The sequence below is a fragment of the Pseudomonas sp. BN505 genome (assembly GCF_029873175.1).
Classification (GTDB): domain Bacteria; phylum Pseudomonadota; class Gammaproteobacteria; order Pseudomonadales; family Pseudomonadaceae; genus Aquipseudomonas; species Aquipseudomonas putida.
Window position 1 is genome coordinate 39,317 of sequence record NZ_SSOI01000067.1, and the last position, 23,915, is coordinate 63,231.

Consider the following 23,915-nt stretch of genomic DNA (forward strand, 5'->3'; position numbering starts at 1 on the left):
AGGTTAATGCAGGCCCTGGATGTAGCTGGCCAACGCCTCGATGTCGTGGTTGCTCAGCTTGCCTGCAATGGTGCGCATGGTCATGGCATCACCATCGTTGGTGCGGTTGCCTTCGCGGAAGTCCGTGAGCTGCTTGGTCACGTACTGCGAGTGCTGGCCGCTCAGGTGCGGGAAGCCGGCCAAAGCAATACCTGCGCCGTTGGGGGAGTGGCAACCGGTGCAGGCAGGCATGCCTTTTTCCAGGTCGCCGCCATTGAACAGCGAACGGCCACGTTCGACCAGCTTGGGATCGGCGGCACCCACGCTGCCTTTCTGGCTGGAGAAGTAGGCGGCGATATCGGCCAGGTCCTGGTCGCTGAACGCGGTCAGCATGCCGGTCATCTCCAGCACGGTACGCTTGCCCGACTTGATATCGTGCAGTTGTTTTTCGAGGTAACGCTGGCCCTGGCCGGCCAGTTTCGGGAAGTTTGGTGCCAGGCTATTGCCGTCGGGGTTGTGGCAGGCGCCACACACGGCCGTCTTGGCCTGACCGGCGGCGGCATCGCCCTTGACAGTTTGCGCAGCAGTGGCCGCACCTGCGACACCCAGGGTCAACAGCAGACTCACGACTAGTTTGTTCATCAGCTAATCCAACACGGCTAAGGGTGAAATGTTATGTATCGGGACTGCCGCTCATCCAAAGGATGACCAAACGGTAGTCCTCGGCACTGCAGTCCATGCACAATCCACGCGGCGGCATAGCCTTGAAACCCTGGGTCACGTGCTTCACCAGTACATCCATGCCTTGCGCCAGCCTTGGCTCCCATGCTGCCCGGTCACCCTGTCTGGGCGCCTGTGGCAACTGCCCGGTGTGACAGGCCGCACACGTGCGGTTGTACAACACCTCGGGATCCTGTGTAGCCTGTGCGCTGAAAACCGGCAGGAACATACCGACAGCAAGCAGCCATTTCGCCATGCGGAACGACCTTCAGGGTTGGGGGCCGCGCTGCGTTCTGATGCGCGAGCTATTGTTCGACACCCCATGCCCGTTCCCCTTCGCTGGGAGAATGAGCACACAAAAACTGGCGCATTATATACTTCCGCCATCCAAACGGAAACGACACCGCTTGCCAGGCTCGGGCCTTCAGAGTCAGGCAACACCCACATCGGATATCCCATGCAAGTCAAGAACCCCATCCTCGGCCTCTGCCAGAAAGCCACATTCGCCCTCAGCGCTGCCAAGGTCGAACAATGTCCGGAAGACCAGGGTTACGAGGTGGCTTTTGCCGGCCGCTCCAACGCCGGCAAATCCAGCGCCCTCAACACCCTGACCCATGCCAGCCTGGCGCGTACCTCGAAAACCCCGGGGCGCACCCAGCTGTTGAATTTCTTCAGTCTGGACGATGAACGGCGTTTGGTCGACCTGCCGGGCTACGGTTATGCGAAAGTGCCGATCCCGCTCAAGCAGCACTGGCAGAAACACCTGGAAGCCTACCTGGGCAGCCGTGAGTGCCTACGCGGCGTGATCCTGATGATGGACGTGCGCCACCCGATGACCGACTTCGACAAGATGATGCTCGACTGGGCCAAGGCCAGCCGCATGCCCATGCACATCCTGCTGACCAAGGCCGACAAACTCACCCATGGCGCGGGTAAGAACACCTTGCTGAAAGTGCAGTCGGAAATCCGCAAGGGCTGGGGTGATGGCGTGACCATCCAGCTGTTCTCGGCGCCCAAGCGCCTGGGCGTGGAAGACGCCTACCGCGTGCTGGCGGGCTGGATGGAGCTGGAAGACAAGCCTGTGGCCTGAGGGCCTGCGCAGACCTGTAGGAGCAGCCTTGTGCTGCGAAGAGGCCATGACAGGCTGTAGAAATCTGTTGTCCATACCGGCCCTTTCGCAGCACTAGGCTGCTCCTACGATAGGGAGCAGCAGCGGCTGCCTGTCAAATTGCGGGCAAAAAAAACCCCGGACTTCGTATGGGGAGGGGGAAGTTCGGGGTCCAAGTCCGGACCGCTAGGGCGGGGTCCAGATATCTGCCAACACTTAACACAACATAGGAGCATCGAAGGGCTTCACCAGCCATTCAGTTACTCTGAGTTCCGCTTCACCGGTTTAGTTCCGAAGCCCTGAAAACTATTTGCGATAGTTTCATGAAGCTTCAGCACCAACGGCACTGAGCAGTGCCAGGATCCGCGTCACTACGTCGCAGATCCTACACAGCTTTCCCCGCTCAATCAGTGAGCTTCGTCCCAATTTGCGCCAATTCCTGCCTCCACCAGCAGCGGCACATCCAGTTGTGCGGCCTGGCTCATGTGCTGGCGAATTTCATCTTTCACCTGCTGAACCAGGTCCTCACGCACCTCCAGCACCAGTTCGTCGTGAACCTGCAGGATCACCCGGGCATCCAGCCCGCTCTCGCTCAGCCAGTTATCCACATTAACCATGGCCCGCTTGATGATGTCGGCCGCGGTGCCCTGCATCGGCGCGTTGATCGCCGTACGCTCGGCGCCTTTGCGCAGGGCCGGGTTCTTGGCGTTGATGTCTGGCAGGTACAGGCGGCGGCCGAACAGGGTTTCGACAAAGCCTTGCTCGGCGGCCTGCGCACGGGTGCGCTCCATGTAGGCCAGCACGCCCGGGTAGCGGGCGAAGTAACGGTCGATGTAGTCCTGCGACTGCTTGCGGTCGACGCCGATCTGCTTGGCCAGGCCAAAGGCGCTCATCCCGTAGATCAGGCCGAAGTTGATGGCTTTGGCCTTGCGACGCTGGTCGGTGGTGACGTCTTCCAGGGCAACACCGAACACTTCCGCCGCCGTTGCCCGGTGCACGTCGAGGTCGTTGCGGAAGGCGTGCAGCAGGCCTTCGTCCTTGGCCAGGTGGGCCATGATGCGCAGCTCGATCTGCGAGTAGTCCGCCGCCAGCAGTTTGTAGCCCGGGCTGGCAATGAACGCCTGGCGGATACGCCGGCCTTCGGCGGTACGGATCGGGATGTTCTGCAGGTTCGGGTCGCTCGACGACAACCGGCCGGTCGCTGCCACTGCCTGCTGATAGGAGGTGTGGATTCGCCCGGTGCGCGGGTTGATCTGGCCCGGCAGCTTGTCGGTGTAGGTGCTCTTGAGCTTGCTCAGGCTGCGGTACTGCATCAGTACCTCAGGCAGTGGGTAGCCGAGCAAGGCCAGTTCATCGAGTACGGCTTCGGCGGTGGATGGCTGGCCCTTGGCGGTCTTGCTCAGCACCGGCATGCCCAGCTTGTCGTAAAGGATCGAACCCAGCTGCTTGGGCGAGCCGAGGTTGAATTCTTCACCGGCCAGCTCGTAGGCCCGCAGCTCCAGCTCGGCCATCTTCACGCCCAGCTCACCGCTCTGTACGTGCAGCAGTGCGGCATCGACCAGCGCACCTTGGCGCTCGATCTTGGCCAGCACCGGCACCAGCGGCATTTCGATGTCCATCAGCACCGGCAGCACGCCCGGCGTCTGCGCCAGGCGCGTCTGTAGCGCCTGGTGCAAGCGCAGGGTGATGTCGGCGTCTTCGGCAGCGTAAGGACCGGCCTTGTCCAGGTGGATCTGGTTGAAGGTGAGCTGCTTGGCGCCTTTGCCGGCGATGTCCTCGAAGGCAATGGTGGTGTGGTCGAGGTACTTTTGCGCCAGGCTGTCCATGTCGTGACGGGTAGCGGTGGAATTCAGCACGTACGACTCGAGCATGGTGTCGTAGGCCACGCCGCGCATTTCGATGGCGGGCGAACCGTTGGCGAGGATATTGATATCGTACTTGGCGTTCTGCCCGACTTTGGCCTTGGCCGGGTCTTCCAGCAGCGGTTTCAATGCCAGCAATACAGCCTCGCGGTCCAACTGGGCCGGCGCACCTTCATAGTCGTGCGCCAACGGGACATAAGCCGCCTCATGGGGCGCGACAGCGAAAGACAGGCCAACCAGCTGCGCCTTCTGGGCATCCAGGCCGGTTGTTTCGGTATCAAAGGCAAACAGCGGCGCCTGGCGCAGCTTTTCCAGCCATGCGTCGAAACGGGCCTGGTCCAGAATGGTTTCGTACTGCGGCTCGACCTTGGCCGTCGGCTCTGCGACCGGCGCAACCTCAGTACCAGCCCTTGCCGCGTCGCGCTGCACCTCGGCAACCCAGCTCTTGAACTCCATCTCGGTGTACAGCGCCAACAGCGCATCGCGGTCGGGCTCGCCACACACCAGTGCCTCGACCTCGACATCCAGCGGCACATCGACCTTGATGGTGGCCAGTTCGTAGGACAGGAACGCCGCATCGCGGTGCTCCTCCAGCTTGGCCGGCAGGGTCTTGGCGCCACGAATGGCCAGCGCCGGCACCTTGTCCAGGTTGGCGTAAAGGTCGCTGAGGCCACCGCCGATGCCGGTCAGCAGGCCCACCGCGGTTTTTTCGCCAACGCCGGGTACGCCTGGGATGTTGTCGACCTTGTCACCCATCAGGGCCAGGAAGTCGATGATATGTTCCGGGCCGACGCCAAATTTCTCGTGCACGCCAGCCACGTCCAGCACGCTACCGGTCATGGTGTTGACCAGGGTAATGTGCCCGTCCACCAGCTGGGCCATATCCTTGTCGCCGGTCGAGATGATCACCGGGCGGCCCTGGGCGGCGCTGCTGCGCGCCAGGGTGCCGATCACGTCGTCGGCTTCGACACCCTCAACGCACAGCAGCGGGTAGCCAAGTGCCCTCACGCTGGCGTGCAGCGGCTCGACCTGCACCCGCAGGTCGTCAGGCATGCTTGGGCGGTTGGCCTTGTACTCTGCGAACATGGCATCACGGAATGTGCCGCCCTTGGCGTCGAACACTACCGCAAACAGGCTGTCCGGGTACTGCTTGCGCAGGCTCTTGAGCATGTTCAGCACACCCTTCACCGCACCGGTCGGCATGCCCTTGGACGTGGTCAGCGGCGGCAGCGCGTGGAAAGCGCGGTACAGGTAGGAGGAACCGTCCACCAGGACGAGGGGGGCTTGGCTCATGAGCAGAATCAACCTTTTCGACGGGTCCGGCGCTAGAATAGCCAGAATCATTGACGACAAAGGGACTAGGTTATCATGCGTACACTCAATCGCCTGTTACTGCTCGGCCTGTTGGCAACCACGCCAGTCGTCACCCTGGCGGCGGACGACGCCCCCTCGGCCGATCCCGAGGTGACCATTCGCACGGAAGGCGACAAAACCATCCAGGAGTACCGGCAGAACGGCTTCCTGTATGCGATCAAGATCACGCCGAAAAACGGCAAGCCTTATTTTCTGGTACGCGCTGATGGCACTGATGCCAATTTCATTCGATCCGACCAGCCGGACATGCTGATTCCGTCCTGGAAGATCTTCGAGTGGTAATCTGACGCGCACCGTTCACATCAACCCGGCACTTCCCGGCGGAAGTGCCCGTATGGGCAAATTTTCATCATGTCAGTCTTCACCCCCGTGACCCGGCCTGAGCTGGAAACCTTTCTGGCGCCGTACGAGCTGGGCCGTCTGCTCGATTTCCAGGGCATTGCCGCCGGCACCGAGAACAGCAATTTCTTCGTCAGCCTCGAACAGGGGGAGTTCGTCCTGACGCTGATCGAGCGCGGGCCCAGCGAGGACATGCCGTTCTTCATCGAACTGCTCGACACCCTGCACGACGCCGACATGCCGGTGCCCTATGCCATTCGTGACCGCGACGGCAATGGCCTGCGCGAGTTGTGCGGCAAGCCGGCACTGCTGCAGCCACGGCTGTCGGGCAAGCACATCAAGGCGCCGAACAACCAGCACTGCGCCCAGGTCGGCGAGCTGCTGGCACACATCCACCTGGCCACCCGCGAGCACATCATCGAGCGCCGCACCGACCGTGGCCTGGACTGGATGCTGGCCTCGGGTGCCAAGCTGTTGCCGCGCCTGACTGCCGAACAGGCCGCACTGCTGCAGCCGGCGCTGGATGAAATCACCGCGCACAAGGCGCAGATCCTTGCGTTGCCACGGGCCAACCTGCATGCCGACCTGTTCCGCGACAACGTGATGTTCGAAGGCACCCACCTGACCGGCGTGATCGACTTCTACAACGCCTGCTCCGGGCCGATGCTGTATGACATCGCCATCACCGTGAACGACTGGTGCCTGGATGAGAAGGGCGCGGTGGATGTACCGCGTGCCCAGGCATTGCTGGCGGCCTATGCGGCGCTGCGGCCGTTCACGGCGGCCGAAGCCGAGCTGTGGCCGGAAATGTTGCGGGTAGGTTGCGTGCGCTTCTGGCTGTCGCGCCTGATCGCAGCCGAATCGTTTGCCGGGATGGATGTGATGATCCACGACCCGAGCGAGTTCGAAGTGCGCCTGGCCCAGCGCCAGCAAGTGGCCTTGCACCTGCCGTTCGCCCTCTAGACCCCGTCTGCTTCTTCGCGGGCACGCCCGCTCCCACAGGGATAACACAACCCTGAAAGTTATCGTTGTTCCTGTGGGAGCGGGCATGCCCGCGAAAAGGCCGGTACAGGCTTACAGCTGTTCCAGGCAACCAGCCAGATCACCACCCAGCTTCTCAAGCAAGCGCTCATACCCTTTGCCATCCACCGGGTCGGTGCCACCCAGTGCATCCAGCTCGGCCAGGCGCACCGGCAGCCCGGCAGTCAGGGTCTCGGCCAGGCGCGGTCGCAGTGGCGGTTCGCTGAACACGCACGTCTTGCCCACTTCCTGCAGGCGCTTGCGCATGGCTGCCACATGTTGCGCCCCAGGCTGCACCTCGGACGCCACGCTGAACACGCCGGTGTGCTTCAAGCCATATTCAGCCTCGAAGTAATCGAACGCTTCGTGAAACACGAAGTACGGCCTGTCGGCAATACCCTCCACCCGCGCCTTTATACGCCCATCCAGTGCATGCAGCCGCTCATCGAAGGCCTTCAGGTTGCTCTGGTAGCGAGCTGCGTTGGCGGGGTCGACCTGTGCCAGGTCAGCCGCCATTTTGGCCGCGATTACTCGCGCGTTGACCGACGATAACCACAAATGTGCATCCAGGCTGCCTGGACGGTGATCGTGGTCATGGTCGTCGTGGTCTTCTTCCTCATGGGAATGGCTGTCCTCGCCAAAATGGCGCAGCTTCATGCCCGTCAGCGACTGCACGGCCACCGTAGGCTTGCTACGGCTGCCCAGCACCCGCAGCAGGAAGCTCTCCATGTCCGGGCCGATCCAGTACAGCAGGTCGGCATCACCTACCCGGCGCACATCGGACGGGCGCAAGGCATAGTGGTGCGGCGAAGCGCCTGGCGGCAGCAACACGTCAGGGCTGCCAACGCCATCCTGCACGGCAGCGGCAATCTGCTGCAGGGGCTTGATACTGGTGAGCACACGCACATCGGCCTGGGCAGAAAATGCGATGAAAGCGACAAACAGAGCTAGGAATCGGGACACGGTGGATACTCGAGTCGTCAGAAACAGGTAACATAATAACGTCTCCATCCAGAACCGTCGCTGCCCATGTCCATCACGCCGCTGGCCAACCGTCCTCACGATCATTCCCATTGCGTACACAGCGCACTGGCTGAAGCCGACGCCTTGTGCACCCGCCAGGGCCTGCGCCTGACCGCGCTGCGCCGCCGTGTGCTGGAGCTGGTGTGGCAAAGCCACAAGCCGCTGGGCGCCTACGACATCCTCGCCGTGCTCAGCGAGCAGGACGGCCGCCGCGCCGCGCCGCCCACGGTGTACCGTGCGCTGGACTTCCTGCTGGAAAACGGCCTGGTGCACCGCATCGCCTCGCTCAACGCCTTCATCGGCTGCAGCCACCCCGAACACGTGCACCAAGGCCAGTTCCTGATTTGCCGGGCCTGCCATGTGGCCATCGAGCTGGAGCAGAGCAGCATCAGCGACGCCATCATCAACAGCGCCAAAGACGTGGGCTTCACTGTCGAGACCCAGACCGTGGAAGTGGTCGGCCTGTGCGGCAGCTGCCGGAGCGCGGCATGAGCGATGCCCTGATCCGCCTGGAGCAGGTCGGCGTCACCTTTGGCGGCGAGGCGGTGCTCGACAGCATCGACCTGTCGGTCGCACCCGGCCAGATCGTCACCCTGATCGGCCCCAACGGGGCGGGCAAGACCACCCTGGTGCGCGCCGTACTCGGGTTGCTCAAGCCGCACCGTGGCAAGGTATGGCGCAAGCCGAAGCTGCGCATTGGCTACATGCCGCAAAAGATTCAGGTCGATGCCACGCTGCCGCTGTCGGTGCTGCGCTTCCTGCGCCTGGTGCCCGGCGTAGACCGCACCGCAGCCTTGGCGGCGCTGCAGGAAGTTGGCGCCGAACAGGTCATCGACAGCCCGATCCAGACCATTTCCGGCGGCGAGATGCAACGCGTGCTGCTGGCCCGCGCCCTGCTGCGCGAACCCCAGTTGCTGGTGCTCGACGAGCCGGTGCAGGGTGTGGACGTGGTTGGCCAGACCGAGCTGTACAACCTCATCACCCGCCTGCGCGACCGCCATGGCTGCGGCGTGCTGATGGTGTCCCATGACCTGCACCTGGTGATGAGCGCCACCGACCAGGTGGTGTGCCTGAACCGTCACGTGTGCTGCTCGGGCCACCCCGAGCAAGTCAGCGGCGACCCGGCGTTCGTCGAACTGTTCGGCCAGACCGCACCTAGCCTGGCCATTTACCACCACCACCACGACCACAGCCACGACCTGCACGGCTCGGTGGTCGCCCCTGGCACCCATGTTCACGGAGAGCACTGCAAGCATGGCTGATTTTCTTCTCTACGCCTTGCTTGCCGGCTTGTCCCTGGCGCTGGTTGCCGGCCCGCTGGGTTCCTTCGTGGTATGGCGGCGCATGGCCTATTTTGGCGACACCCTGTCCCATGCCGCTTTGCTCGGTGTGGCCATGGGCTTTGCCCTGGACGTCAGCCCGGCACTGGCAGTGACCATCGGCTGCCTGCTACTGGCGATTTTGCTGGTGACCTTGCAGCAACGCCAACCGCTGGCCTCCGATACCCTGCTCGGCATTCTCGCCCCCAGCACGCTGTCGCTGGGCCTGGTGGTACTGAGCTTCATGCACGATGTGCGCATCGACCTGATGGCCTACCTGTTCGGTGACCTGCTGGCCATCAGCACCACCGACCTGGCCTGGATCCTCGGCGGCAGTGCGCTGGTGCTGGTGCTGCTTGCCGCGCTGTGGCGGCCGCTGCTGGCAGTCACCGTGCACGAAGAACTGGCCACGGTCGAAGGCCTGCCCGTTGCCGGCCTGCGCCTGGCACTGATGCTGCTGATTGCGGTGGTGATTGCGGTGGCCATGAAGATCGTCGGTGTGCTGCTGATCACCTCGCTGCTGATCATCCCCGCGGCTGCGGCGCAGCGTCACGCCCGCTCCCCCGAGCAGATGGCCGTGGGCGCCAGCCTGCTGGGCGTCACCGCGGTCTGCAGTGGCCTGGCCATGTCGTGGTTCAAGGATACCCCCGCCGGCCCGTCGATCGTGGTCTGCGCGGCGGTGCTATTCTTGCTGAGCCTGGCCCTGCCAAAACGCTGAACAGCAGGGCGTGTGAAGGCACGCCTTGCAACCTTTTGCCGGGTAAAGGGTCTGTAAGACCTGTTTTCGAGCGTGCGCACCTGGGTGTAGACTTGCTCGCTTTTTGCGCAAATAGAGAGTCGCAGGAATGAAGCCGTTCGCCTCCCGTTATCTGCTTGTTGCCGCGTTTTCCCTGCTCCTGGCTGCCTGTTCCAGCGCGCCGGTCGAACAGGCCCCCGCACCTGCCCAAGCCGATGCCTGGCAGCAGTTGCAACAAAACATCGCCAGCAACGAGCTGGCCACCGCCGAAGACCAGCTGGCAGCCCTGCAAGCGCAGTCGCCTGACGACGCGCGCCTGGAGCAATACCAGCGTCAGTTGGCCGAAGCCTACCTGCAACGCAGCCAGATCGTCCTGCAAAAGGGTGATGTGAATGCGGCCGCTACCGCCCTGGCCCGTGCCCGGGCACTGATGCCGCAAGCCCCGGCAGTGACCGGTGGCGATCCCCTGTCCCAGGCACGCAAGGCCGAGCTGGAGAAGGCCGAGGCTGCGTTGAAAGCCGCCGAAGCCAAGCCCACGGCACGCATCATCGACCCGACTGCGCCAAGCACGGTGGTTGCCTTGAAGACCACTGACAGCCGCGCCATGCGCCGCCAGCTCGATGACATTGCCGCCGATGTGGTGAGCTATGACTGCGAAGTGGTGTTCCAGGTGCCGCGTACCGACGATGCGCCGTGGCTGAAGACCTTGCTGGAGAAGCGCGTGCGCAAGATCGACAGTGGGTTCCAGCTGAAGCAGAAGCATGAAATTCAACGCTCACTGCCGGCGCAGGTGGTTCTGGTACCGCATCAGCGCTGAAAACACTGGCGGCGCTGCGCGCCCCTTTCGCGACACAAGGCCGCTCCTACCAGGGCATGCAATCTCCGGTAGGAGCGGCCTTGTGACGCGATGGGGTGCGAAGCGGCTCCTTAGGCTGGTACAGCCTCCGCAGCAGCTTCACGCTCCCACACCCGGTGCCCCTCGACCGCTTTGACGAAAGCGTCCAGTGTCTTCTGGGCATCGCCCAGCAACAGCCCCTTGTCCTCCTTCAGGCCCAGCGCGTCCACCAGCACCTTGCCCTCCTTGGCAAAGCCGATCGCCTTCAGGTGCTTGTAGGCTTCGAGCAGGAAGTGCTTGGCCAGGCCACTCGCCCCCAGCGCATCCAGCGCGGCCTTCCCGGCCGGTACCAGCACCCCGTCGAACATGATCGAAGGCATGCCCTCCATCGAGGCATCCACGGGCAGTGCCTTGCCGCCGGCAGCCTTGACAGGTGCCGAGGTGGGCCCAAGCAGCATGATGCGCGCGCTGTGCGCCTCAAGCGCCTTGACCAACCGGTCGACACTGCCGGCATCCACGCCATCGGCCAGCAGCACAGCTATCTTGCGCCCCTTGATGCCCACAACCCCTGGGTGGTTCATCTGGCTCAATGCCGGGGACTCGGCAAGCTTGCTGCCTTTCACCTGAACGGTGCCCGCCTTGGGTGCGGGCAACCCCAGGTTGGCGGCTACCGCAGCCGCCAGCTTGAGATCGATGTTGGCCAGGATTTCGTTCACCTCACGGGCACGAATGGCCTCGCGCTCGACCTTGCCCAGCTCGAAGCTGTAGGCCTTGATGATGTGCTGTTGCTCTGTCGGGCTCATGCTCTGGAAGAACAACCGCGCTTGCGAGAAATGGTCGCCGAACGAATCGCTGCGCTGGCGAATCTTGTGCGCATCGATGCGTTCCTGGAAGCTCTCGAAGCCGCCATCCTGTGCTGCGGGTGGCGTTTCCTTCGGCCAGCCGCCGTCGATGGAGTTCGGCTCATACGAGGCACGGCCCCTGTGCACGGTGTGCTGGTGCAAAGCGTCGCGCTGGTTGTTGTGGTTGGGCGCCACAGGGCGGTTGATCGGGATCTGGTGGAAGTTCGGCCCGCCCAGCCGGCTCAGTTGCGTGTCGGTATAGGAGAACAGCCGGCCCTGCAGGAGGGGGTCATTGGTGAAGTCGATACCCGGCACGATATGGCCAGGGCAGAAGGCAACCTGCTCGACCTCGGCGAAGAAGTTGTCCGGGTTGCGGTTCAGCACCATCTTGCCCAGCGGGGTGACGGGTACCAGTTCTTCGGGAATGATCTTGGTCGGGTCCAGCAGGTCGAAGTCGAATTTGTGTTCGTCAGCCTCCGGCACAATCTGCACGCCCAGTTCCCATTCCGGGTAGTCGCCGGTTTCAATGGCTTCCCACAGGTCACGGCGCTGGAAGTCGGTGTCCTTGCCCGCCAGTTTCTGGGCTTCGTCCCACAGCAGCGAATGCACGCCCTGGCTCGGCTTCCAGTGAAACTTGACGAAGCTGGCCACACCTTCGGCATTGATCAGGCGGAAGGTGTGCACGCCAAAGCCTTCCATCATTCGCAGGCTGCGCGGGATGGCGCGATCAGACATGGCCCACATGACCATGTGGGCCGACTCCGGCACCAGCGAGACAAAATCCCAGAAGGTGTCATGCGCCGAGCCGCCGGTAGGTATCTCGTTGTGTGGCTCTGGCTTTACCGCGTGGACAAAATCGGGAAACTTGATGGCATCCTGGATGAAAAACACTGGCATGTTGTTGCCGACCAGGTCGAAATTGCCTTCGTCGGTGTAAAACTTGACGGCAAAGCCCCGCACATCACGCACCGTGTCGCCAGAACCGCGTGGGCCCTGCACCGTGGAAAAGCGCACGAAAACCGGGGTGATCTTTTCCGGGTCCTGCAGGAAGCCGGCCTTGGTCAGCTCCGCGTGGTTGCCATAGCTCTGGAAGAACCCGTGGGCCCCGGTACCGCGGGCGTGCACGATGCGCTCGGGGATCCGCTCATGGTCAAAGTGGGTGATCTTCTCGCGCATGATGAAGTCTTCAAGCAGCGAAGGCCCGCGATCACCTGCCTTCAAGGTGTTCTGGTTGTCAGCGATGCGTACGCCTTGATTGGTGCGCAGCGCATGCCCGGTCGCATCGCTGCGGTCGGCCTCCAGGCTTTGCAGCTTGGCATTGGTATTGGCCCGGTCAGGGGTCTGGGTGCCGGCGGCTTCACTCTGCTTGGGCGCGTCCGTTTTCTTGCTGGGCATGATCGGCTCTCCTCATCAGTCTTAAGGCTTGCCCGTTCAGGGCTTGTCCAAGTAGTGACTGGAGGGCGTTGCCGAGCGTTCAATCAGGATTACCGGTTGTCGCGATATGCCCGAAGGATTGGTGCATTACGAAATAAATGCTAAGAACAGCTATGGGAAAAGGCTAAAATGCGCGACCCCAGCTAACCGCTGACCCAAATTTCAATGCGCCCCACAAGGTTCGCTACGTGATCGAGTTCCAACAGGTACATAAGACCTACCGCGTTGCCGGTAGGGAAATCCCCGCACTGAATCCGACCAGCCTGACCATCGAAGATGGCCAGGTGTTCGGCCTGATCGGCCATTCCGGCGCCGGCAAAAGCACCATGCTGCGCCTGATCAACCGCCTGGAAGAACCCTCCGGCGGCAAGATCATCGTCGACGGCGAAGACGTCACCGCGTTCAACGCCAGCCAGCTGCGCGGCTTCCGTCAGCAGGTCGGGATGATTTTCCAGCACTTCAACCTGCTGGCCTCCAAGACCGTCGCCGACAACGTCGCCCTGCCACTGACCCTGGCCGGCGAGCTGTCGCGCAGCGAAATCGACAAGCGCGTCACCGAGCTACTGGCCCGTGTCGGCCTGCAAGACCACGCCAAAAAGTACCCGGCGCAGTTGTCCGGCGGCCAAAAGCAGCGCGTCGGCATCGCCCGCGCCCTGTCCACCAACCCGAAGATCCTGCTGTGCGACGAGGCCACCAGTGCCCTCGACCCGCAAACCACGGCCTCGGTCCTGCAACTGCTGGCCGAAATCAACCGTGAGCTGAAGCTGACCATCGTGCTGATCACCCATGAAATGGACGTGATCCGCCGTGTCTGCGACTGTGTGGCGGTGATGGACGCCGGCCAGATCGTCGAGCAAGGCTCGGTGGCCGATGTGTTCCTGCACCCGCAGCACCCCACCACCAAGCGCTTTGTCCAGGAAGACGAGCAGGTCGACGAAGGCGAGCAGCGCGACGACTTTGCCCACGTACCTGGCCGCATCGTGCGCCTGACCTTCCAGGGCGACGCCACGTACGCGCCGCTGCTGGGCACCGTGGCCCGCGAAACCGGTGTGGACTACAGCATCCTCGCCGGGCGTATCGACCGCATCAAGGATGTCCCCTATGGCCAGCTCACCCTCGCCCTGATCGGCGGTGACATGGAAGCGGCCTTCGCCCGCTTCAAGGCAGCTGACGTACATATGGAGGTACTGCGTTGATGGACGCCCTGAATTTCTTTGCCAACGTCGACTGGGCCGAAATCTGGCTGGCCACCATCGACACCATGATCATGCTGTTCGGCTCGCTGTTCTTCACCGTGCTGCTGGGCCTGCCACTGGGTGTGCTGCTGTTCCTCTGCGGGCCAAAGCAGATGTTCGAGCAGAAGGGCGTGTACGCGTTGCTGTCGCTGGTGGTCAACATCCTGCGTTCGCTGCCGTTCATCATCCTGCTGATCGTGATGATCCCGTTCACCGTACTGATCACCGGCACCTCGCTGGGCGTTGCCGGCGCCATCCCGCCGCTGGTGGTGGGTGCCACGCCGTTCTTCGCCCGCCTGGTGGAAACCGCCCTGCGTGAAGTGGACCGCGGAATCATCGAGGCTACCCAGTCGATGGGTGCCACCACCCGCCAGATCATCACCAGTGCGCTGCTGCCAGAGGCCCGTCCGGGTATCTTCGCGGCCATTACCGTCACCGCCATCACCCTGGTTTCGTACACCGCCATGGCCGGTGTGGTGGGCGCCGGTGGTCTGGGCGACTTGGCTATCCGCTTCGGTTACCAACGTTTCCAGACCGATGTGATGGTAGTGACCGTGGTACTGCTGCTGGTACTGGTTCAAGTACTGCAGAGCGTGGGCGACAAACTGGTCGTGCATTTTTCCCGTAAGTAACCCCAATGGGGTCGGCCTGGCCGACCCGTTCGGGGGCCGTCGCGGCCCTCACAAGGAGTGATCAATGAAGAAGCTGCTTGCTGTCGCTGCCGCTGTTGCGGCCTTCTCGGCCCACGCCGATACCCTGACCGTTGCCGCCACCCCGGTGCCGCACGCCGAAATCCTCAACTTCGTCAAACCGCAGTTGGCCAAAGAAGGCGTGGAGCTGAAGGTCAAGGAATTCACCGACTATATCCAGCCGAACGTACAGGTTGCCGAAAAGCGCCTGGACGCCAACTTCTTCCAGCACCAGCCGTACCTGGATGAGTTCAACAAGGCCAAGGGCACCAACCTGGTCAGCGTGGCCGGCGTGCACATCGAGCCGCTGGGCGTGTATTCCACCAAGATCAAGAAGCTGGACGAGCTGTCCTCCGGCGCCACCGTGGTCATCCCCAACGACGCCACCAACGGCGGCCGCGCCCTGCTGCTGCTGGACAAGGCAGGCGTGATCAAGCTCAAGGACAACAAGAACATCCTGTCCACCGTGAAGGATGTTGCCGAGAACCCGAAAAACGTGAAGTTCCGTGAGCTGGAAGCCGCCACCATCCCGCGCGTGCTGACCCAGGTCGATGCTGCCCTGATCAACACCAACTACGCGCTGGAAGCCAAGCTGAACCCGGAAAAAGACGCGCTGGCCATCGAAGGCAGCGACTCGCCTTACGTGAACATCCTGGTTGCCCGCCCGGACAACAAGGATTCGGAAGACATGAAGAAACTGGCGGCTGCACTGCACTCGCCAGAGGTGAAGCAGTTCATCATCGAGAAGTACAAGGGCGCTGTGGTTCCGGCATTTTAAGCTGAAACCCCTGGGGCCGCTTTGCGGCCCTTTCGCGGCACAAGGCCGCTCCTACAGGGGATCGCGTACCCCTGTAGGAGCGGCCTTGTGCCGCGAAAGGCCTGCAAAGCAGGCCCGAAATCTCAATCCCGCTTCACAAGCCCGGGCAACTGCGCCACCAGCTTCTGGTTGTTGAACGGCGCACGAATGAACCCGCGCTGACGCCCATCTGGCCCGACTACCGCCAGGTTGCCGCTGTGATCCACGGTATACCCCGGTTTGCTGGTATCCGCCGGAATGAACGGAATGCTCAAGGCATTGGCCAGCTTCTGGGTATCTTCGATCGATCCCGCCACCCCGACAAAGTCCTTGTCGAAATAGCCCAGGTACTGCTTCAGCTGGTTCGGCGTATCGCGGTTCGGGTCCACACTCACCAACACCACCTGCAGCCGGTCGACGGCTTCCTTGGGCAGCTCGCTCTTCACCTGGCGCAACTGGGCCAGGGTGGTCGGGCAGATGTCCGGGCAGTAGGTGTAGCCGAAGAACAACAGCGACCATTTGCCTTTCAGGTCATCCAGCTGTACCGGCTGCCCGTCCTGGTTGGTCATGGTCACGTCAGCCACGGTGCGGCTCTGTGGCAGCAGGATAATGCCGGCGTCGATCAGCTCGGCGGGGTTGGGCTGGTCGCGGCCATTGAGCACCTTGTTGACGGTAAGGCCCAGGATCAACGCGACCAGGGCGACGAGGATGAAGACGGTTTTCTGGGTTCGGGTCATAGGTTCAGCAATAGGTAGTGGTCGAGGAGCAACGCGATGAACAGCGCGAACAGGTAGCCGATAGAGTACTTGAAGGTGCCGATCGCCGCGTGCGGCCGGCTGCCACGGTACAACACCCAGGCCCATTGCAGGAAGCGCAGCCCCAAGGCCAGGGCACAAGCCAGGTACAGTGGGCCGCTCATGTGGATGGCATAGGGCAGCAGGCTCACCGCCAGCAGAATCAGGGTGTACAGCAAAATATGCAGCTTGGTGTAGCGCTCGCCATGGGTCACCGGCAGCATCGGGATATCGGCCTTGGCGTACTCTTCCTTGCGGTGGATGGCCAGCGCCCAGAAGTGCGGCGGGGTCCAGGCGAAAATGATCAGCACCAGCAGCAAGGGTTCGGCGCTGACATGGCCGCTTACCGCCACCCAGCCGAGCAACGGCGGGGCGGCGCCGGCCAGGCCGCCGATGACGATGTTCTGTGGCGTGGCACGCTTGAGAAAGCCGGTGTAGAGCACCGCATAACCCAGCAGCGAAGCCAGGGTCAGCCAGGCGGTGAGCGCGTTGGTGAACGCCAGCAGCAGGGCCATGCCCAGCAGCGCCAACGCCAGTGCAAACAGCAAGGCCGGTAGCGGCTCGACCCGGCCTTGGGCCAGCGGCCGCTTGTGTGTGCGGGCCATCAGCGCATCGATGCGCCGGTCTACCACATGGTTCACCACCGCCGCAGCGCCAGCGCACAGGCCGATGCCCAGGTTGCCGAACAGCAGCACGCTCCAGCCGACCCCCGCCCGTGTGGCCAGGAACATGCCGGCCAGCGCAGTGATCAGCATCAGTACCACCACCTTGGGCTTGGTCAGCTCCAGGTAATCGCGCCAGCTGGCCCGTCGTGCGCTCAGAAGCGTCGCCACGAGTCGTTCCTCATGTGATGGGAAATGCCCACGCCGGCCACCGGACGCAGGCGCCAACCTTGGCCGACACCCACGCGAACCTTGTCGACCACTCGAATGCGGTAGTTCACCAGCACCATGCTCAACAGCAACAGCGCTCCGCCGGCATTGTGCGCAACCGCTACCGCCAGCGGCAGGTGGAATACCACGTTGCTGATGCCCAGGCCCACTTGCAGGGCCAGCGCCAGCAGCACCAGCCGCGCCAGGCCGGGGAGGCCACAGCGGTACAGCTTCCAACTGAGCATCAGCAGCACGCAGGTGACCAGTAGCGCGCCCAGGCGGTGGCTGATGTGGATGGCCGTGCGGGCATCACTGTCCAGTTGCCCGCCAAGGTAATTGGGGCCGACGTGCTGGGTCAGGTGGAAGCCATTGCTGAAGTCCGCCGCTGGCCACCACTGGCCGTGACAGGTCGGCAGGTCAATGCAGGCGACCGCTGCATAGTTGGCACTGACCCAGCCGCCCAGGGCGATCTGGCCGACCACCACCAACAGCGCCAGCGCAGCGATCCGCCGCAGGCTCAGTGGCAGTTTCGGCAAGGGCGCAAAGGCCCGGGATAGACGCAGTGACAACAGGAATAGCAAGCTCAGGGTGGTGAAGCCGCCCAGCAAATGCGCCGTGACCACCTGCGGCCACAGCTTCAGGGTGACCGTCCACATGCCGAAAGCCGCCTGGGCCAGCACCACACCCAGCAACAGCACCGGCAGGCGGTAAGGCTGGCCATCGCGGGCATGCCGACGCAGCGCCTGGAAGGCGAGCAGGGCAATCACCATGGCCAAGGTACCGGCGAAATAGCGATGGACCATTTCCGCCCAGCCCTTGGCCTCTTCCACCGGGTGATCGGGGAAGTGCAGCTCGGCATGGGCAAGCTGGGCCTCGCTCTTGGGCACGCTGATGAAGCCATAGCAACCCGGCCAGTCGGGGCAGCCGAGGCCGGCGTGGGTCAGGCGGGTGTAGGCACCCAGCAGGACGACCAGCAGTGCCAACAGGGTGGCGAACACAGCAATGCGGAATCCAGGTCTGGCCATGGCAGGCTCCTAGCCGATGTTGGACAGCTTGAGCAGGTGGCGCAGGTCATCCAGCACATGCTTGCCGTTGGCCTTGCCGTCGTAACGCAGCACCAGGTTGCCGTGGGGGTCGACGATCCACAGTTGCGGGCCAGGCTCGCCCACCTTCTGCAAGTAGCGCGGGGCATCCAGCGGGTAGCGTTGCAGCTGCGGATACTCGCGGCTCAGCAGCGCCTGGTAGTCGGCGCTCAGCGGCTGGGCGGTGGCCAGTGCATGGCTGGCACGGCTGGCGTCGCGGCCCAGGCCCACCTGGATCTGCCGGGCGAGGTACACCAGGCGCTGGCAGTCCTCGGCACAGGCTTCGGGGGCGCTGACCAACAATTGCCAACGCTCGTCCTCGCCTGACACGCCGATATCAGTGCGGCTCTCACCGTTGCCGATCATATCGCCGTGGTAGCTGCGGCCCTCCGGCACCCAGAACTTCAGCTTGTACATGCTGGTGGCCAAAATCATCGGCCCGAGCACTACCAGCAGGATCAGCAAAAGCTGCAAACGCCCGCGGGCTCTGGGTTTGCTACGTTCAGGCACGTCCAGTGGAGTGGCGGTGGCCATGGCGTTTCTCCTTGTTGTGGTGCCAGCCGAAATAGAGGTAAAGCAGAACCAGTGCACCCGCCAGGGCAAACCACTGCACGGCGTAGGCCAGGTGTTTTTCCGGGCCCATGGCGACAACCGGCCAGTCCAGGCGATAGGCCGCCGGGCCGGGCTCCAGGCGCAACTCATGGGCAAAGCCTCCACGGCCCAGCGCCGGCCATAGCTGCGCGGCATCAACGGCAGTGAGCAGGTGCGGCCATTGGCCGCCTTCAGGGTCGGGATGCAGCTGGAACGTGCTCCCCGGCGATACATACACCGAAGCGTCCAGTGCCATGGCGTGTGCAGGGGTATCGAAATGCACCGGCACACGGCGGTCTGGCCATGGCAGCCAGCCGCGGTTGATCAGTAGCCACTGGCCACTGGCCTGGTCATGGAAGGGTTGCAGGAGTTCGACACCGGCCTGGCCATCGCGCATGCGGTTGTCCAGCAATACGCTGTGCTCGGCGTCGAAGCGGCCGTACAGGTGCACGCGGCGAAACGCATTGTCGTCGCTTGATGCGAGCTGGGCGGTGGTGATCGGCGCCTCGATGCGCCGCTCGGCATAGGTGGCCAATAGCGCGCGCTTCTCCTCGGCGCGGCCGAGTTGCCAGCAGCCGAGCGCAACCAGCCCCGGCAGCAGTGCAAGCACCACCAGGGTCGGTACCCAGCCTGGGCGAAACGGCCTCACGGGCGCCTCGCTATACTTATCCACATCACCGCATCCCCCGGGAGTAGCGCCATGCTCAAGGCCGCGATTGTCCTGATGCTGTTGGCCACGATTGCCAGCCTGTTCAGTGGCCTGGTGTTTCTGGTCAAGGACGACGAAAACTCGACGCGTCTGCTGAAGGCTCTGACCGTGCGGGTGACCCTGGCGGCCCTGACCATTGCCCTGGTCGCCTGGGGTTTGCTCAGCGGTCAGCTGGTTTCACACGCGCCCTTCTGAAACTGCACTCGTTTTGCCGGCGATTGGCCCTACAGCACATACACAAAGATGAACAACCCCACCCACACCACGTCGACGAAGTGCCAATACCAGCTGGCTGCCTCGAACCCGAAGTGTTTCTCGGGGTTGAAATGCCCGCGCAAGATGCGCACGAACATCACGATCAGGATGATCGTGCCCAAGGTCACGTGGGCACCGTGGAACCCGGTGAGCATGAAGAACGTCGCGCCATAGATCCCCGACCCCAACGTCAGCCCCAGCTTGGTATAGGCTTCGTGATACTCGAAGGCTTGCAATGCAATGAAGCTGAGCCCCAGCAGGATGGTCAGGGCCATCCAGAATTTCAGCGGCCCGCGGTGATCACGGCGCAGGGCGTGGTGGGCAATGGTGATGGTCACACTGGAACTGACCAGCAAGATGGTGTTGATCAGCGGCAGGTGCCACGGGTCGATCACTTCCTTGGGCGGCGGGAACAGCTTCGGGTCGGGCGTGTGCAGCAGCGGCCAGGTGAATTCGAACGTGGGCCACAGCATGTGTGCAACACCCTTGGCCCCGTCGCCACCCAGCCACGGCCCTGCCAGGACGCGCACGTAGAACAGCGCACCGAAGAAGGCCAGGAAGAACATGACTTCAGAAAAGATGAACCAGCTCATGCCCCAGCGGAACGAGCGGTCCAGTTGCGGGCTGTACAACCCGGCCCGGCTCTCCTTGACCACTGCGCCAAACCAGCCGAACAGCATGTAGGCCAGAAACAACGCACCCACGAAGAAGATCAGCGGCCCGTGCGATTCCGGGTGGCCGGCCTTCATGTCGTTGAACCAGGTGCCCAGGCCGAACACCGTGATGAACATGCCGATGGTGGCAATGATCGGCCACTTGCTCTGCGCCGGTACGTAGTAGTGCTGATGACTTGCCATTGCTGTTCTCCTTCCCTTAACGGGCGCCCTGGACGTCCTGGGCCGCGACATGCGCGACCGGCGGGTGGCGAGCGGTGATGTCGAACAAGGTGTAGGCCAGTGTCAGGTGCTTCACGCTGGCCGGCAGGTCGCGGTCGACGATGAAGCGCACGGGCATCTCGATGCGTTCGCCGGGCTGCAGCACCTGCTGGGTAAAGCAGAAGCACTCGGTCTTGTGGAAGTACGCTGCGGCCTCGGCCGGGGTGATGCTGGGTATCGCCTGCGCGCTCATGGGTCGGTCGGTCGGGTTGTGCGCGACGAAGATCATCTGGTTCACCGCCCCCGGGTTGACCTCCAGTTGGTCAGCCGTGGAGTAGAAGTCCCAGACCATGTCGCTGGCATTGGTCGACATGAACTGCACCCGCACCGAACGCGACGGGTCACTGACCTGGCTGCCCTCGTATTGCCCTCCGGTCTTGCCGTTGATGCCGAAGGCCTTGCACATCACGTCGTAGATCGGCACCAGGGCGAAGCCGAAGGCGAACATCACCACCGTCAGCATCAGCAGGCGCGTTACCAGGCGTTTCAGCGACAGGCCGTTCATGGCGGGTTTCCTATTTCACTTCCGGGGGTGTCTGGAAGGTGTGGTAGGGCGCAGGTGAGGGGATCGACCACTCCAGGCCCTCGGCGCCATCCCAGGGCTTGGCCGGTGCCGGCGCCCCGCCGCGGATGCACTTGATGACGATGAACAGGAAGAAGATCTGCGTGGCGCCGAACATGAACGCGCCGATGGACGACACCATGTTGAAGTCGGCGAACTGCAGGTTGTAGTCCGGGATGCGCCGCGGCATGCCGGCCAGCCCTACGAAGTGCATGGGGAAGAAGGCCATGTTCATGCCGATGAACGACAGCCAGAAATGCAGCTTGCCAAGGGTTTCGTCGTACATGTGGCCGGTCCATTTCGGCAGCCAGTAGTACGCCGAGGCGAAGATGCCGAAGATTGCCCCGGGCACCAGCACGTAGTGGAAGTGCGCCACCACGAAGTAGGTGTCGTGATACTGGAAGTCCGCCGGGGCGATGGCCAGCATCAGCCCGGAGAAGCCGCCGATGGTAAACAGGATGACGAAGGCGATGGCGAACAACATCGGCGTTTCGAAGGTGAGTGAGCCTTCCCACATGGTGCTGACCCAATTGAACACCTTCACGCCGGTGGGCACGGCAATCAGCATGGTGGCGTACATGAAGAACAGCTCACCGACTACCGGGATGCCGACCACGAACATGTGGTGGGCCCAGACGATGAACGACAGGAATGCAATTGCGCCGGTGGCGTACACCATCGAGGTGTAGCCGAACAGCGGCTTGCGCGAGAACGCCGGAATGATCGAGCTGACCGCACCAAAGGCCGGCAGGATCATGATGTACACCTCGGGGTGGCCGAAGAACCAGAACACGTGCTGGAACAGCACCGGGTCACCGCCCCCGGCCGCGCTGAAGAAACTGGTGCCGAAGTGAATGTCCATCAGCATCATGGTCACCACACCGGCCAGCACCGGCATCACCGCAATCAGCAGAAAGGCCGTGATCAGCCAGGTCCAGACAAACAGCGGCATCTTCATCAGGGTCATGCCAGGCGCACGCAGGTTGAGGATGGTGGCAATCACGTTGATCGCGCCCATGATCGAGCTGATACCCATCAGGTGGATGGCGAAGATGAAGAAGGTGACGCTGGCGGGGGCGTAGGTAGTCGACAGCGGGGCGTAGAAGGTCCAGCCGAAGTTCGGCCCGCCACCCGGGCTGAACAGGGTCGAGACCAACAGCAGGAAGGCTGCCGGCAGCAGCCAGAAGCTGAAGTTGTTCATGCGCGGCAGGGCCATGTCAGGCGCGCCGATCATCAACGGGATCATCCAGTTGGCCAGGCCGACGAAGGCCGGCATCACCGCGCCAAACACCATGATCAGGCCGTGCATGGTGGTCATCTGGTTGAAGAAGGCTGGCTCCACGATCTGCAGGCCAGGCTGGAACAGCTCGGCGCGGATCACCATGGCGAACGAGCCGCCAAGCAGGAACATGATGAAGCTGAACCACAGGTACATCGTGCCGATGTCTTTATGGTTGGTGGTCAGTACCCAGCGCATCAAGCCCTTGGCCGGGCCGTGGGCGTGCTCATGGCCGTGGGCGTGGTCGTCGATCACTGTGCTCATGTCCTGTCTCCTGCAACCCATTGATTGCCGCGAGTAACCCGGTTCACTTGGCTTCTGCCTGCTTCAGCGCCAGCACGTCCTTCGGCGTGACCATGTCGCCCTTGTTGTTGCCCCAGGCGTTGCGTTCGTAGGTGACAACGGCGGCAATGTCGACTTCCGAGAGCTGCTTGCCGAACGCCGCCATGGCGGTACCGGGCTTGCCGTGGAAGACAATGCTCAGGTGGCCTTCCTTCGGCCCGGTGGCGATCTTCGAGCCCTTGAGCGCCGGGAACATCGGCGGCAGGCCCTGGCCTTCGGCCTGGTGACAGGCCACGCAGGTGGTGTGGTAGACCTTGTCGCCACGTTCCACCAGCTCTTCCAGGGTCCACTCCTTGCTGGTCAGTTCCTTGAGCTTGGCGGCTTCAGCCTTGCGCTCGCCCAGCCAGGTGTCGTAGTCGGCCTTGGACTTGACCTCCACCACTACCGGCATGAAGCCGTGGTCCTTGCCGCACAGCTCGGTGCACTGGCCGCGGTAGATGCCGGGCTTTTCGATACGGGTCCAGGCTTCGTTGACAAAGCCGGGGATGGCGTCGCGCTTGACCGCGAAGGCCGGCACCCACCAGGAGTGGATGACGTCGGCGGCAGTCACCAGGAAGCGCACCTTGGCGCCCACCGGCAGCACCAGCGGCTGGTCGACTTCGAGCAGGTAATGCTCGTCCTTGGGGGCCTTGTTGTGAATCTGATCGGTGGGGGTGGCCAGGTTGCTGAAGAACTCCACATCCTGGCCCAGGTATTTGTAGTGCCACTTCCACTGGTAGCCAGTGACCTGGATGTCGATGTCCGACTCGCTGGCGTCGTAGATGTCGATCAGGGTCTTGGTGGCCGGGATGGCCATCACCACCAGAATCAGGAAGGGCACCACGGTCCACATGATTTCCACCCAGGTATGCTCGTGGAAATGCGCGGCCTGCTGGCCAGTGGAGCGGCGGTGGACGACCATGGACCAGAACATCGCGCCGAATACAACTACGCCGATGATCACGCAGATCCAGAAGATGGTCATATGCAGGTCGAAGACGGCGTTGGAAACCTCCGTCGCCCCCGGGTGCATGTTCACGGTCCAGGCGGCGTTGGCCTGACCAAAAACCGACCACAACAGGAGGCCCATCCAGACATGTGGATGTCGCATCATTGCGGGTTCCCCTTCTAATTCTTGTTGTCCCGGAGGCGTGGCCTGCGGCAAGAGGGAACGGCGGTCAAGACTGCCTGGCTTCGACGACCG

25 protein-coding genes are annotated in these 23,915 nt (G+C 62.9%); 11 read left to right on the forward strand and 14 right to left on the reverse strand.

Annotated elements, in window-relative coordinates:
* Positions 1 to 3: 3 nt before the first annotated feature.
* Positions 4 to 621 (reverse strand): c-type cytochrome, encoded by a 618-nt coding sequence (locus tag E8E78_RS22590; RefSeq protein WP_016497420.1) that lies wholly within the window; start codon positions 619 to 621, stop codon positions 4 to 6.
* 31 nt (positions 622 to 652) lie between these two features.
* Positions 653 to 955, reverse strand: coding sequence for a c-type cytochrome (locus E8E78_RS22595; RefSeq protein WP_016484276.1), 303 nt, complete (start codon positions 953 to 955; stop codon positions 653 to 655).
* Between the two features lie 201 nt (positions 956 to 1,156).
* On the opposite strand from E8E78_RS22595, the gene yihA reads away from it, so the two are divergent.
* Positions 1,157 to 1,789: a ribosome biogenesis GTP-binding protein YihA/YsxC gene (gene yihA, locus E8E78_RS22600; RefSeq protein WP_016497419.1), complete on the forward strand. Its 633-nt coding sequence runs from the start codon at positions 1,157 to 1,159 to the stop codon at positions 1,787 to 1,789.
* A gap of 425 nt (positions 1,790 to 2,214) precedes the next feature.
* Here the strand turns inward: yihA and polA are convergent, their stop codons facing one another.
* Entirely contained in the window at positions 2,215 to 4,962 is a 2,748-nt protein-coding gene (gene polA / locus E8E78_RS22605; RefSeq protein ID WP_049273065.1) for a DNA polymerase I, read from the reverse strand.
* A 75-nt stretch (positions 4,963 to 5,037) separates the two neighbouring features.
* Between polA and E8E78_RS22610 the strand changes: the two genes are divergently transcribed.
* Both E8E78_RS22610 and E8E78_RS22615 read left to right on the forward strand, forming a co-directional pair.
* Positions 5,038 to 5,325, forward strand: a complete 288-nt coding sequence (locus E8E78_RS22610; protein ID WP_003252997.1) for a DUF2782 domain-containing protein — start codon at positions 5,038 to 5,040, stop codon at positions 5,323 to 5,325.
* 69 nt (positions 5,326 to 5,394) lie between these two features.
* Positions 5,395 to 6,345: a homoserine kinase gene (locus E8E78_RS22615; RefSeq protein ID WP_049273058.1), complete on the forward strand. Its 951-nt coding sequence runs from the start codon at positions 5,395 to 5,397 to the stop codon at positions 6,343 to 6,345.
* Between the two features lie 111 nt (positions 6,346 to 6,456).
* Here E8E78_RS22615 and E8E78_RS22620 read toward each other — a convergent pair whose 3' ends face one another.
* The gene (locus E8E78_RS22620) at positions 6,457 to 7,413 is read right to left on the reverse strand and encodes a zinc ABC transporter substrate-binding protein (RefSeq protein ID WP_280312728.1); all 957 of its coding nucleotides are present in this window, start codon (positions 7,411 to 7,413) and stop codon (positions 6,457 to 6,459) included.
* 18 nt (positions 7,414 to 7,431) lie between these two features.
* Here E8E78_RS22620 and zur point away from each other — a divergent pair, with 18 nt between their 5' ends.
* The 4 genes from zur (at position 7,432) to E8E78_RS22640 (ending at position 10,297) form a co-directional block, all read left to right on the forward strand.
* Positions 7,432 to 7,917 carry a zinc uptake transcriptional repressor Zur gene (zur, locus tag E8E78_RS22625; protein ID WP_016497415.1) on the forward strand — a complete coding sequence of 162 codons (486 nt, stop codon included), beginning with the start codon at positions 7,432 to 7,434 and terminating at the stop codon, positions 7,915 to 7,917.
* A complete protein-coding gene (gene znuC / locus E8E78_RS22630; protein WP_059395862.1) occupies positions 7,914 to 8,687 on the forward strand; it encodes a zinc ABC transporter ATP-binding protein ZnuC in 774 nt (257 codons plus the stop codon). The genes zur and znuC overlap by 4 nt, the downstream gene beginning before the upstream one ends.
* Positions 8,680 to 9,462 (forward strand): zinc ABC transporter permease subunit ZnuB, encoded by a 783-nt coding sequence (znuB, locus tag E8E78_RS22635; protein ID WP_049275968.1) that lies wholly within the window; start codon positions 8,680 to 8,682, stop codon positions 9,460 to 9,462. The genes znuC and znuB overlap by 8 nt, the downstream gene beginning before the upstream one ends.
* A gap of 127 nt (positions 9,463 to 9,589) precedes the next feature.
* Complete coding sequence (locus E8E78_RS22640) at positions 9,590 to 10,297, forward strand: PA5502 family lipoprotein (protein ID WP_016497413.1); 708 nt, start codon at positions 9,590 to 9,592, stop codon at positions 10,295 to 10,297.
* A 110-nt stretch (positions 10,298 to 10,407) separates the two neighbouring features.
* On the opposite strand, the gene katE is transcribed toward E8E78_RS22640, so the two are convergent.
* Positions 10,408 to 12,552 (reverse strand): catalase HPII, encoded by a 2,145-nt coding sequence (katE, locus tag E8E78_RS22645; protein WP_280312724.1) that lies wholly within the window; start codon positions 12,550 to 12,552, stop codon positions 10,408 to 10,410.
* A gap of 227 nt (positions 12,553 to 12,779) precedes the next feature.
* Here katE and E8E78_RS22650 point away from each other — a divergent pair, with 227 nt between their 5' ends.
* The 3 genes from E8E78_RS22650 to E8E78_RS22660 all read left to right on the forward strand — a co-directional run bounded on the left by E8E78_RS22650 (position 12,780) and on the right by E8E78_RS22660 (position 15,293).
* The gene (locus E8E78_RS22650) at positions 12,780 to 13,787 is read left to right on the forward strand and encodes a methionine ABC transporter ATP-binding protein (RefSeq protein WP_016497411.1); all 1,008 of its coding nucleotides are present in this window, start codon (positions 12,780 to 12,782) and stop codon (positions 13,785 to 13,787) included.
* Complete coding sequence (locus E8E78_RS22655; protein ID WP_012269918.1) at positions 13,787 to 14,458, forward strand: methionine ABC transporter permease; 672 nt, start codon at positions 13,787 to 13,789, stop codon at positions 14,456 to 14,458. The genes E8E78_RS22650 and E8E78_RS22655 overlap by 1 nt, the downstream gene beginning before the upstream one ends.
* Positions 14,459 to 14,522: 64 nt before the next feature.
* Positions 14,523 to 15,293: a MetQ/NlpA family ABC transporter substrate-binding protein gene (locus E8E78_RS22660; protein WP_016497410.1), complete on the forward strand. Its 771-nt coding sequence runs from the start codon at positions 14,523 to 14,525 to the stop codon at positions 15,291 to 15,293.
* 122 nt (positions 15,294 to 15,415) lie between these two features.
* On the opposite strand, the gene E8E78_RS22665 is transcribed toward E8E78_RS22660, so the two are convergent.
* Genes E8E78_RS22665 through E8E78_RS22685 form a run of 5 tightly spaced genes read right to left on the reverse strand, consistent with a single transcriptional unit; the run spans position 15,416 to position 19,299 of the window.
* Entirely contained in the window at positions 15,416 to 16,048 is a 633-nt protein-coding gene (locus E8E78_RS22665; RefSeq protein ID WP_049275720.1) for an SCO family protein, read from the reverse strand.
* Complete coding sequence (gene cyoE, locus E8E78_RS22670) at positions 16,045 to 16,938, reverse strand: heme o synthase (RefSeq protein ID WP_059395858.1); 894 nt, start codon at positions 16,936 to 16,938, stop codon at positions 16,045 to 16,047. The genes E8E78_RS22665 and cyoE overlap by 4 nt, the downstream gene beginning before the upstream one ends.
* The gene (locus E8E78_RS22675) at positions 16,923 to 18,002 is read right to left on the reverse strand and encodes a COX15/CtaA family protein (RefSeq protein WP_016497407.1); all 1,080 of its coding nucleotides are present in this window, start codon (positions 18,000 to 18,002) and stop codon (positions 16,923 to 16,925) included. Before E8E78_RS22675 ends, cyoE begins: the two co-directional genes overlap by 16 nt.
* 9 nt (positions 18,003 to 18,011) lie before the next feature.
* A complete protein-coding gene (locus tag E8E78_RS22680) occupies positions 18,012 to 18,593 on the reverse strand; it encodes a hypothetical protein (protein ID WP_049272956.1) in 582 nt (193 codons plus the stop codon).
* Complete coding sequence (locus E8E78_RS22685) at positions 18,562 to 19,299, reverse strand: SURF1 family protein (protein ID WP_114941831.1); 738 nt, start codon at positions 19,297 to 19,299, stop codon at positions 18,562 to 18,564. The genes E8E78_RS22680 and E8E78_RS22685 overlap by 32 nt, the downstream gene beginning before the upstream one ends.
* Positions 19,300 to 19,350: 51 nt before the next feature.
* On the opposite strand from E8E78_RS22685, the gene E8E78_RS22690 reads away from it, so the two are divergent.
* The gene (locus tag E8E78_RS22690; RefSeq protein ID WP_016484259.1) at positions 19,351 to 19,554 is read left to right on the forward strand and encodes a twin transmembrane helix small protein; all 204 of its coding nucleotides are present in this window, start codon (positions 19,351 to 19,353) and stop codon (positions 19,552 to 19,554) included.
* A 29-nt stretch (positions 19,555 to 19,583) separates the two neighbouring features.
* Here the strand turns inward: E8E78_RS22690 and E8E78_RS22695 are convergent, their stop codons facing one another.
* From E8E78_RS22695 to coxB, 4 genes are read right to left on the reverse strand one after another with little or no spacing between them, the layout of a single operon-like run.
* Positions 19,584 to 20,471 carry a cytochrome c oxidase subunit 3 gene (locus E8E78_RS22695; protein WP_016497404.1) on the reverse strand — a complete coding sequence of 296 codons (888 nt, stop codon included), beginning with the start codon at positions 20,469 to 20,471 and terminating at the stop codon, positions 19,584 to 19,586.
* Between the two features lie 16 nt (positions 20,472 to 20,487).
* Complete coding sequence (locus E8E78_RS22700; RefSeq protein WP_016484257.1) at positions 20,488 to 21,054, reverse strand: cytochrome c oxidase assembly protein; 567 nt, start codon at positions 21,052 to 21,054, stop codon at positions 20,488 to 20,490.
* A gap of 10 nt (positions 21,055 to 21,064) precedes the next feature.
* On the reverse strand, positions 21,065 to 22,654 hold the full coding sequence (ctaD, locus tag E8E78_RS22705) for a cytochrome c oxidase subunit I (RefSeq protein WP_016497403.1): 1,590 nt from the start codon (positions 22,652 to 22,654) through the stop codon (positions 21,065 to 21,067).
* Between the two features lie 43 nt (positions 22,655 to 22,697).
* Entirely contained in the window at positions 22,698 to 23,825 is a 1,128-nt protein-coding gene (gene coxB / locus E8E78_RS22710) for a cytochrome c oxidase subunit II (protein WP_016497402.1), read from the reverse strand.
* Positions 23,826 to 23,915 lie beyond the last annotated feature (90 nt).

What these genes read in the sequence shown, in the direction of transcription:
- E8E78_RS22640 (WP_016497413.1), top strand. Translation starts at nt 9,590, where the DNA reads ATGAAGCCGTTCGCCTCCCGTTATCTGCTTGTTGCCGCGTTTTCCCTG.
- znuC (WP_059395862.1), top strand. Translation starts at nt 7,914, where the DNA reads ATGAGCGATGCCCTGATCCGCCTGGAGCAGGTCGGCGTCACCTTTGGC.
- E8E78_RS22695 (WP_016497404.1), bottom strand. Translation starts at nt 20,471, where the DNA reads ATGGCAAGTCATCAGCACTACTACGTACCGGCGCAGAGCAAGTGGCCG.
- E8E78_RS22665 (WP_049275720.1), bottom strand. Translation starts at nt 16,048, where the DNA reads ATGACCCGAACCCAGAAAACCGTCTTCATCCTCGTCGCCCTGGTCGCG.
- coxB (WP_016497402.1), bottom strand. Translation starts at nt 23,825, where the DNA reads ATGATGCGACATCCACATGTCTGGATGGGCCTCCTGTTGTGGTCGGTT.
- polA (WP_049273065.1), bottom strand. Translation starts at nt 4,962, where the DNA reads ATGAGCCAAGCCCCCCTCGTCCTGGTGGACGGTTCCTCCTACCTGTAC.
- katE (WP_280312724.1), bottom strand. Translation starts at nt 12,552, where the DNA reads ATGCCCAGCAAGAAAACGGACGCGCCCAAGCAGAGTGAAGCCGCCGGC.
- yihA (WP_016497419.1), top strand. Translation starts at nt 1,157, where the DNA reads ATGCAAGTCAAGAACCCCATCCTCGGCCTCTGCCAGAAAGCCACATTC.
- znuB (WP_049275968.1), top strand. Translation starts at nt 8,680, where the DNA reads ATGGCTGATTTTCTTCTCTACGCCTTGCTTGCCGGCTTGTCCCTGGCG.
- E8E78_RS22680 (WP_049272956.1), bottom strand. Translation starts at nt 18,593, where the DNA reads ATGGCCACCGCCACTCCACTGGACGTGCCTGAACGTAGCAAACCCAGA.
- E8E78_RS22595 (WP_016484276.1), bottom strand. Translation starts at nt 955, where the DNA reads ATGGCGAAATGGCTGCTTGCTGTCGGTATGTTCCTGCCGGTTTTCAGC.
- E8E78_RS22700 (WP_016484257.1), bottom strand. Translation starts at nt 21,054, where the DNA reads ATGAACGGCCTGTCGCTGAAACGCCTGGTAACGCGCCTGCTGATGCTG.
- E8E78_RS22655 (WP_012269918.1), top strand. Translation starts at nt 13,787, where the DNA reads ATGGACGCCCTGAATTTCTTTGCCAACGTCGACTGGGCCGAAATCTGG.
- E8E78_RS22675 (WP_016497407.1), bottom strand. Translation starts at nt 18,002, where the DNA reads ATGGCCAGACCTGGATTCCGCATTGCTGTGTTCGCCACCCTGTTGGCA.
- E8E78_RS22615 (WP_049273058.1), top strand. Translation starts at nt 5,395, where the DNA reads ATGTCAGTCTTCACCCCCGTGACCCGGCCTGAGCTGGAAACCTTTCTG.
- ctaD (WP_016497403.1), bottom strand. Translation starts at nt 22,654, where the DNA reads ATGAGCACAGTGATCGACGACCACGCCCACGGCCATGAGCACGCCCAC.
- E8E78_RS22620 (WP_280312728.1), bottom strand. Translation starts at nt 7,413, where the DNA reads ATGGAGACGTTATTATGTTACCTGTTTCTGACGACTCGAGTATCCACC.
- E8E78_RS22610 (WP_003252997.1), top strand. Translation starts at nt 5,038, where the DNA reads ATGCGTACACTCAATCGCCTGTTACTGCTCGGCCTGTTGGCAACCACG.
- zur (WP_016497415.1), top strand. Translation starts at nt 7,432, where the DNA reads ATGTCCATCACGCCGCTGGCCAACCGTCCTCACGATCATTCCCATTGC.
- E8E78_RS22590 (WP_016497420.1), bottom strand. Translation starts at nt 621, where the DNA reads ATGAACAAACTAGTCGTGAGTCTGCTGTTGACCCTGGGTGTCGCAGGT.
- E8E78_RS22660 (WP_016497410.1), top strand. Translation starts at nt 14,523, where the DNA reads ATGAAGAAGCTGCTTGCTGTCGCTGCCGCTGTTGCGGCCTTCTCGGCC.
- E8E78_RS22690 (WP_016484259.1), top strand. Translation starts at nt 19,351, where the DNA reads ATGCTCAAGGCCGCGATTGTCCTGATGCTGTTGGCCACGATTGCCAGC.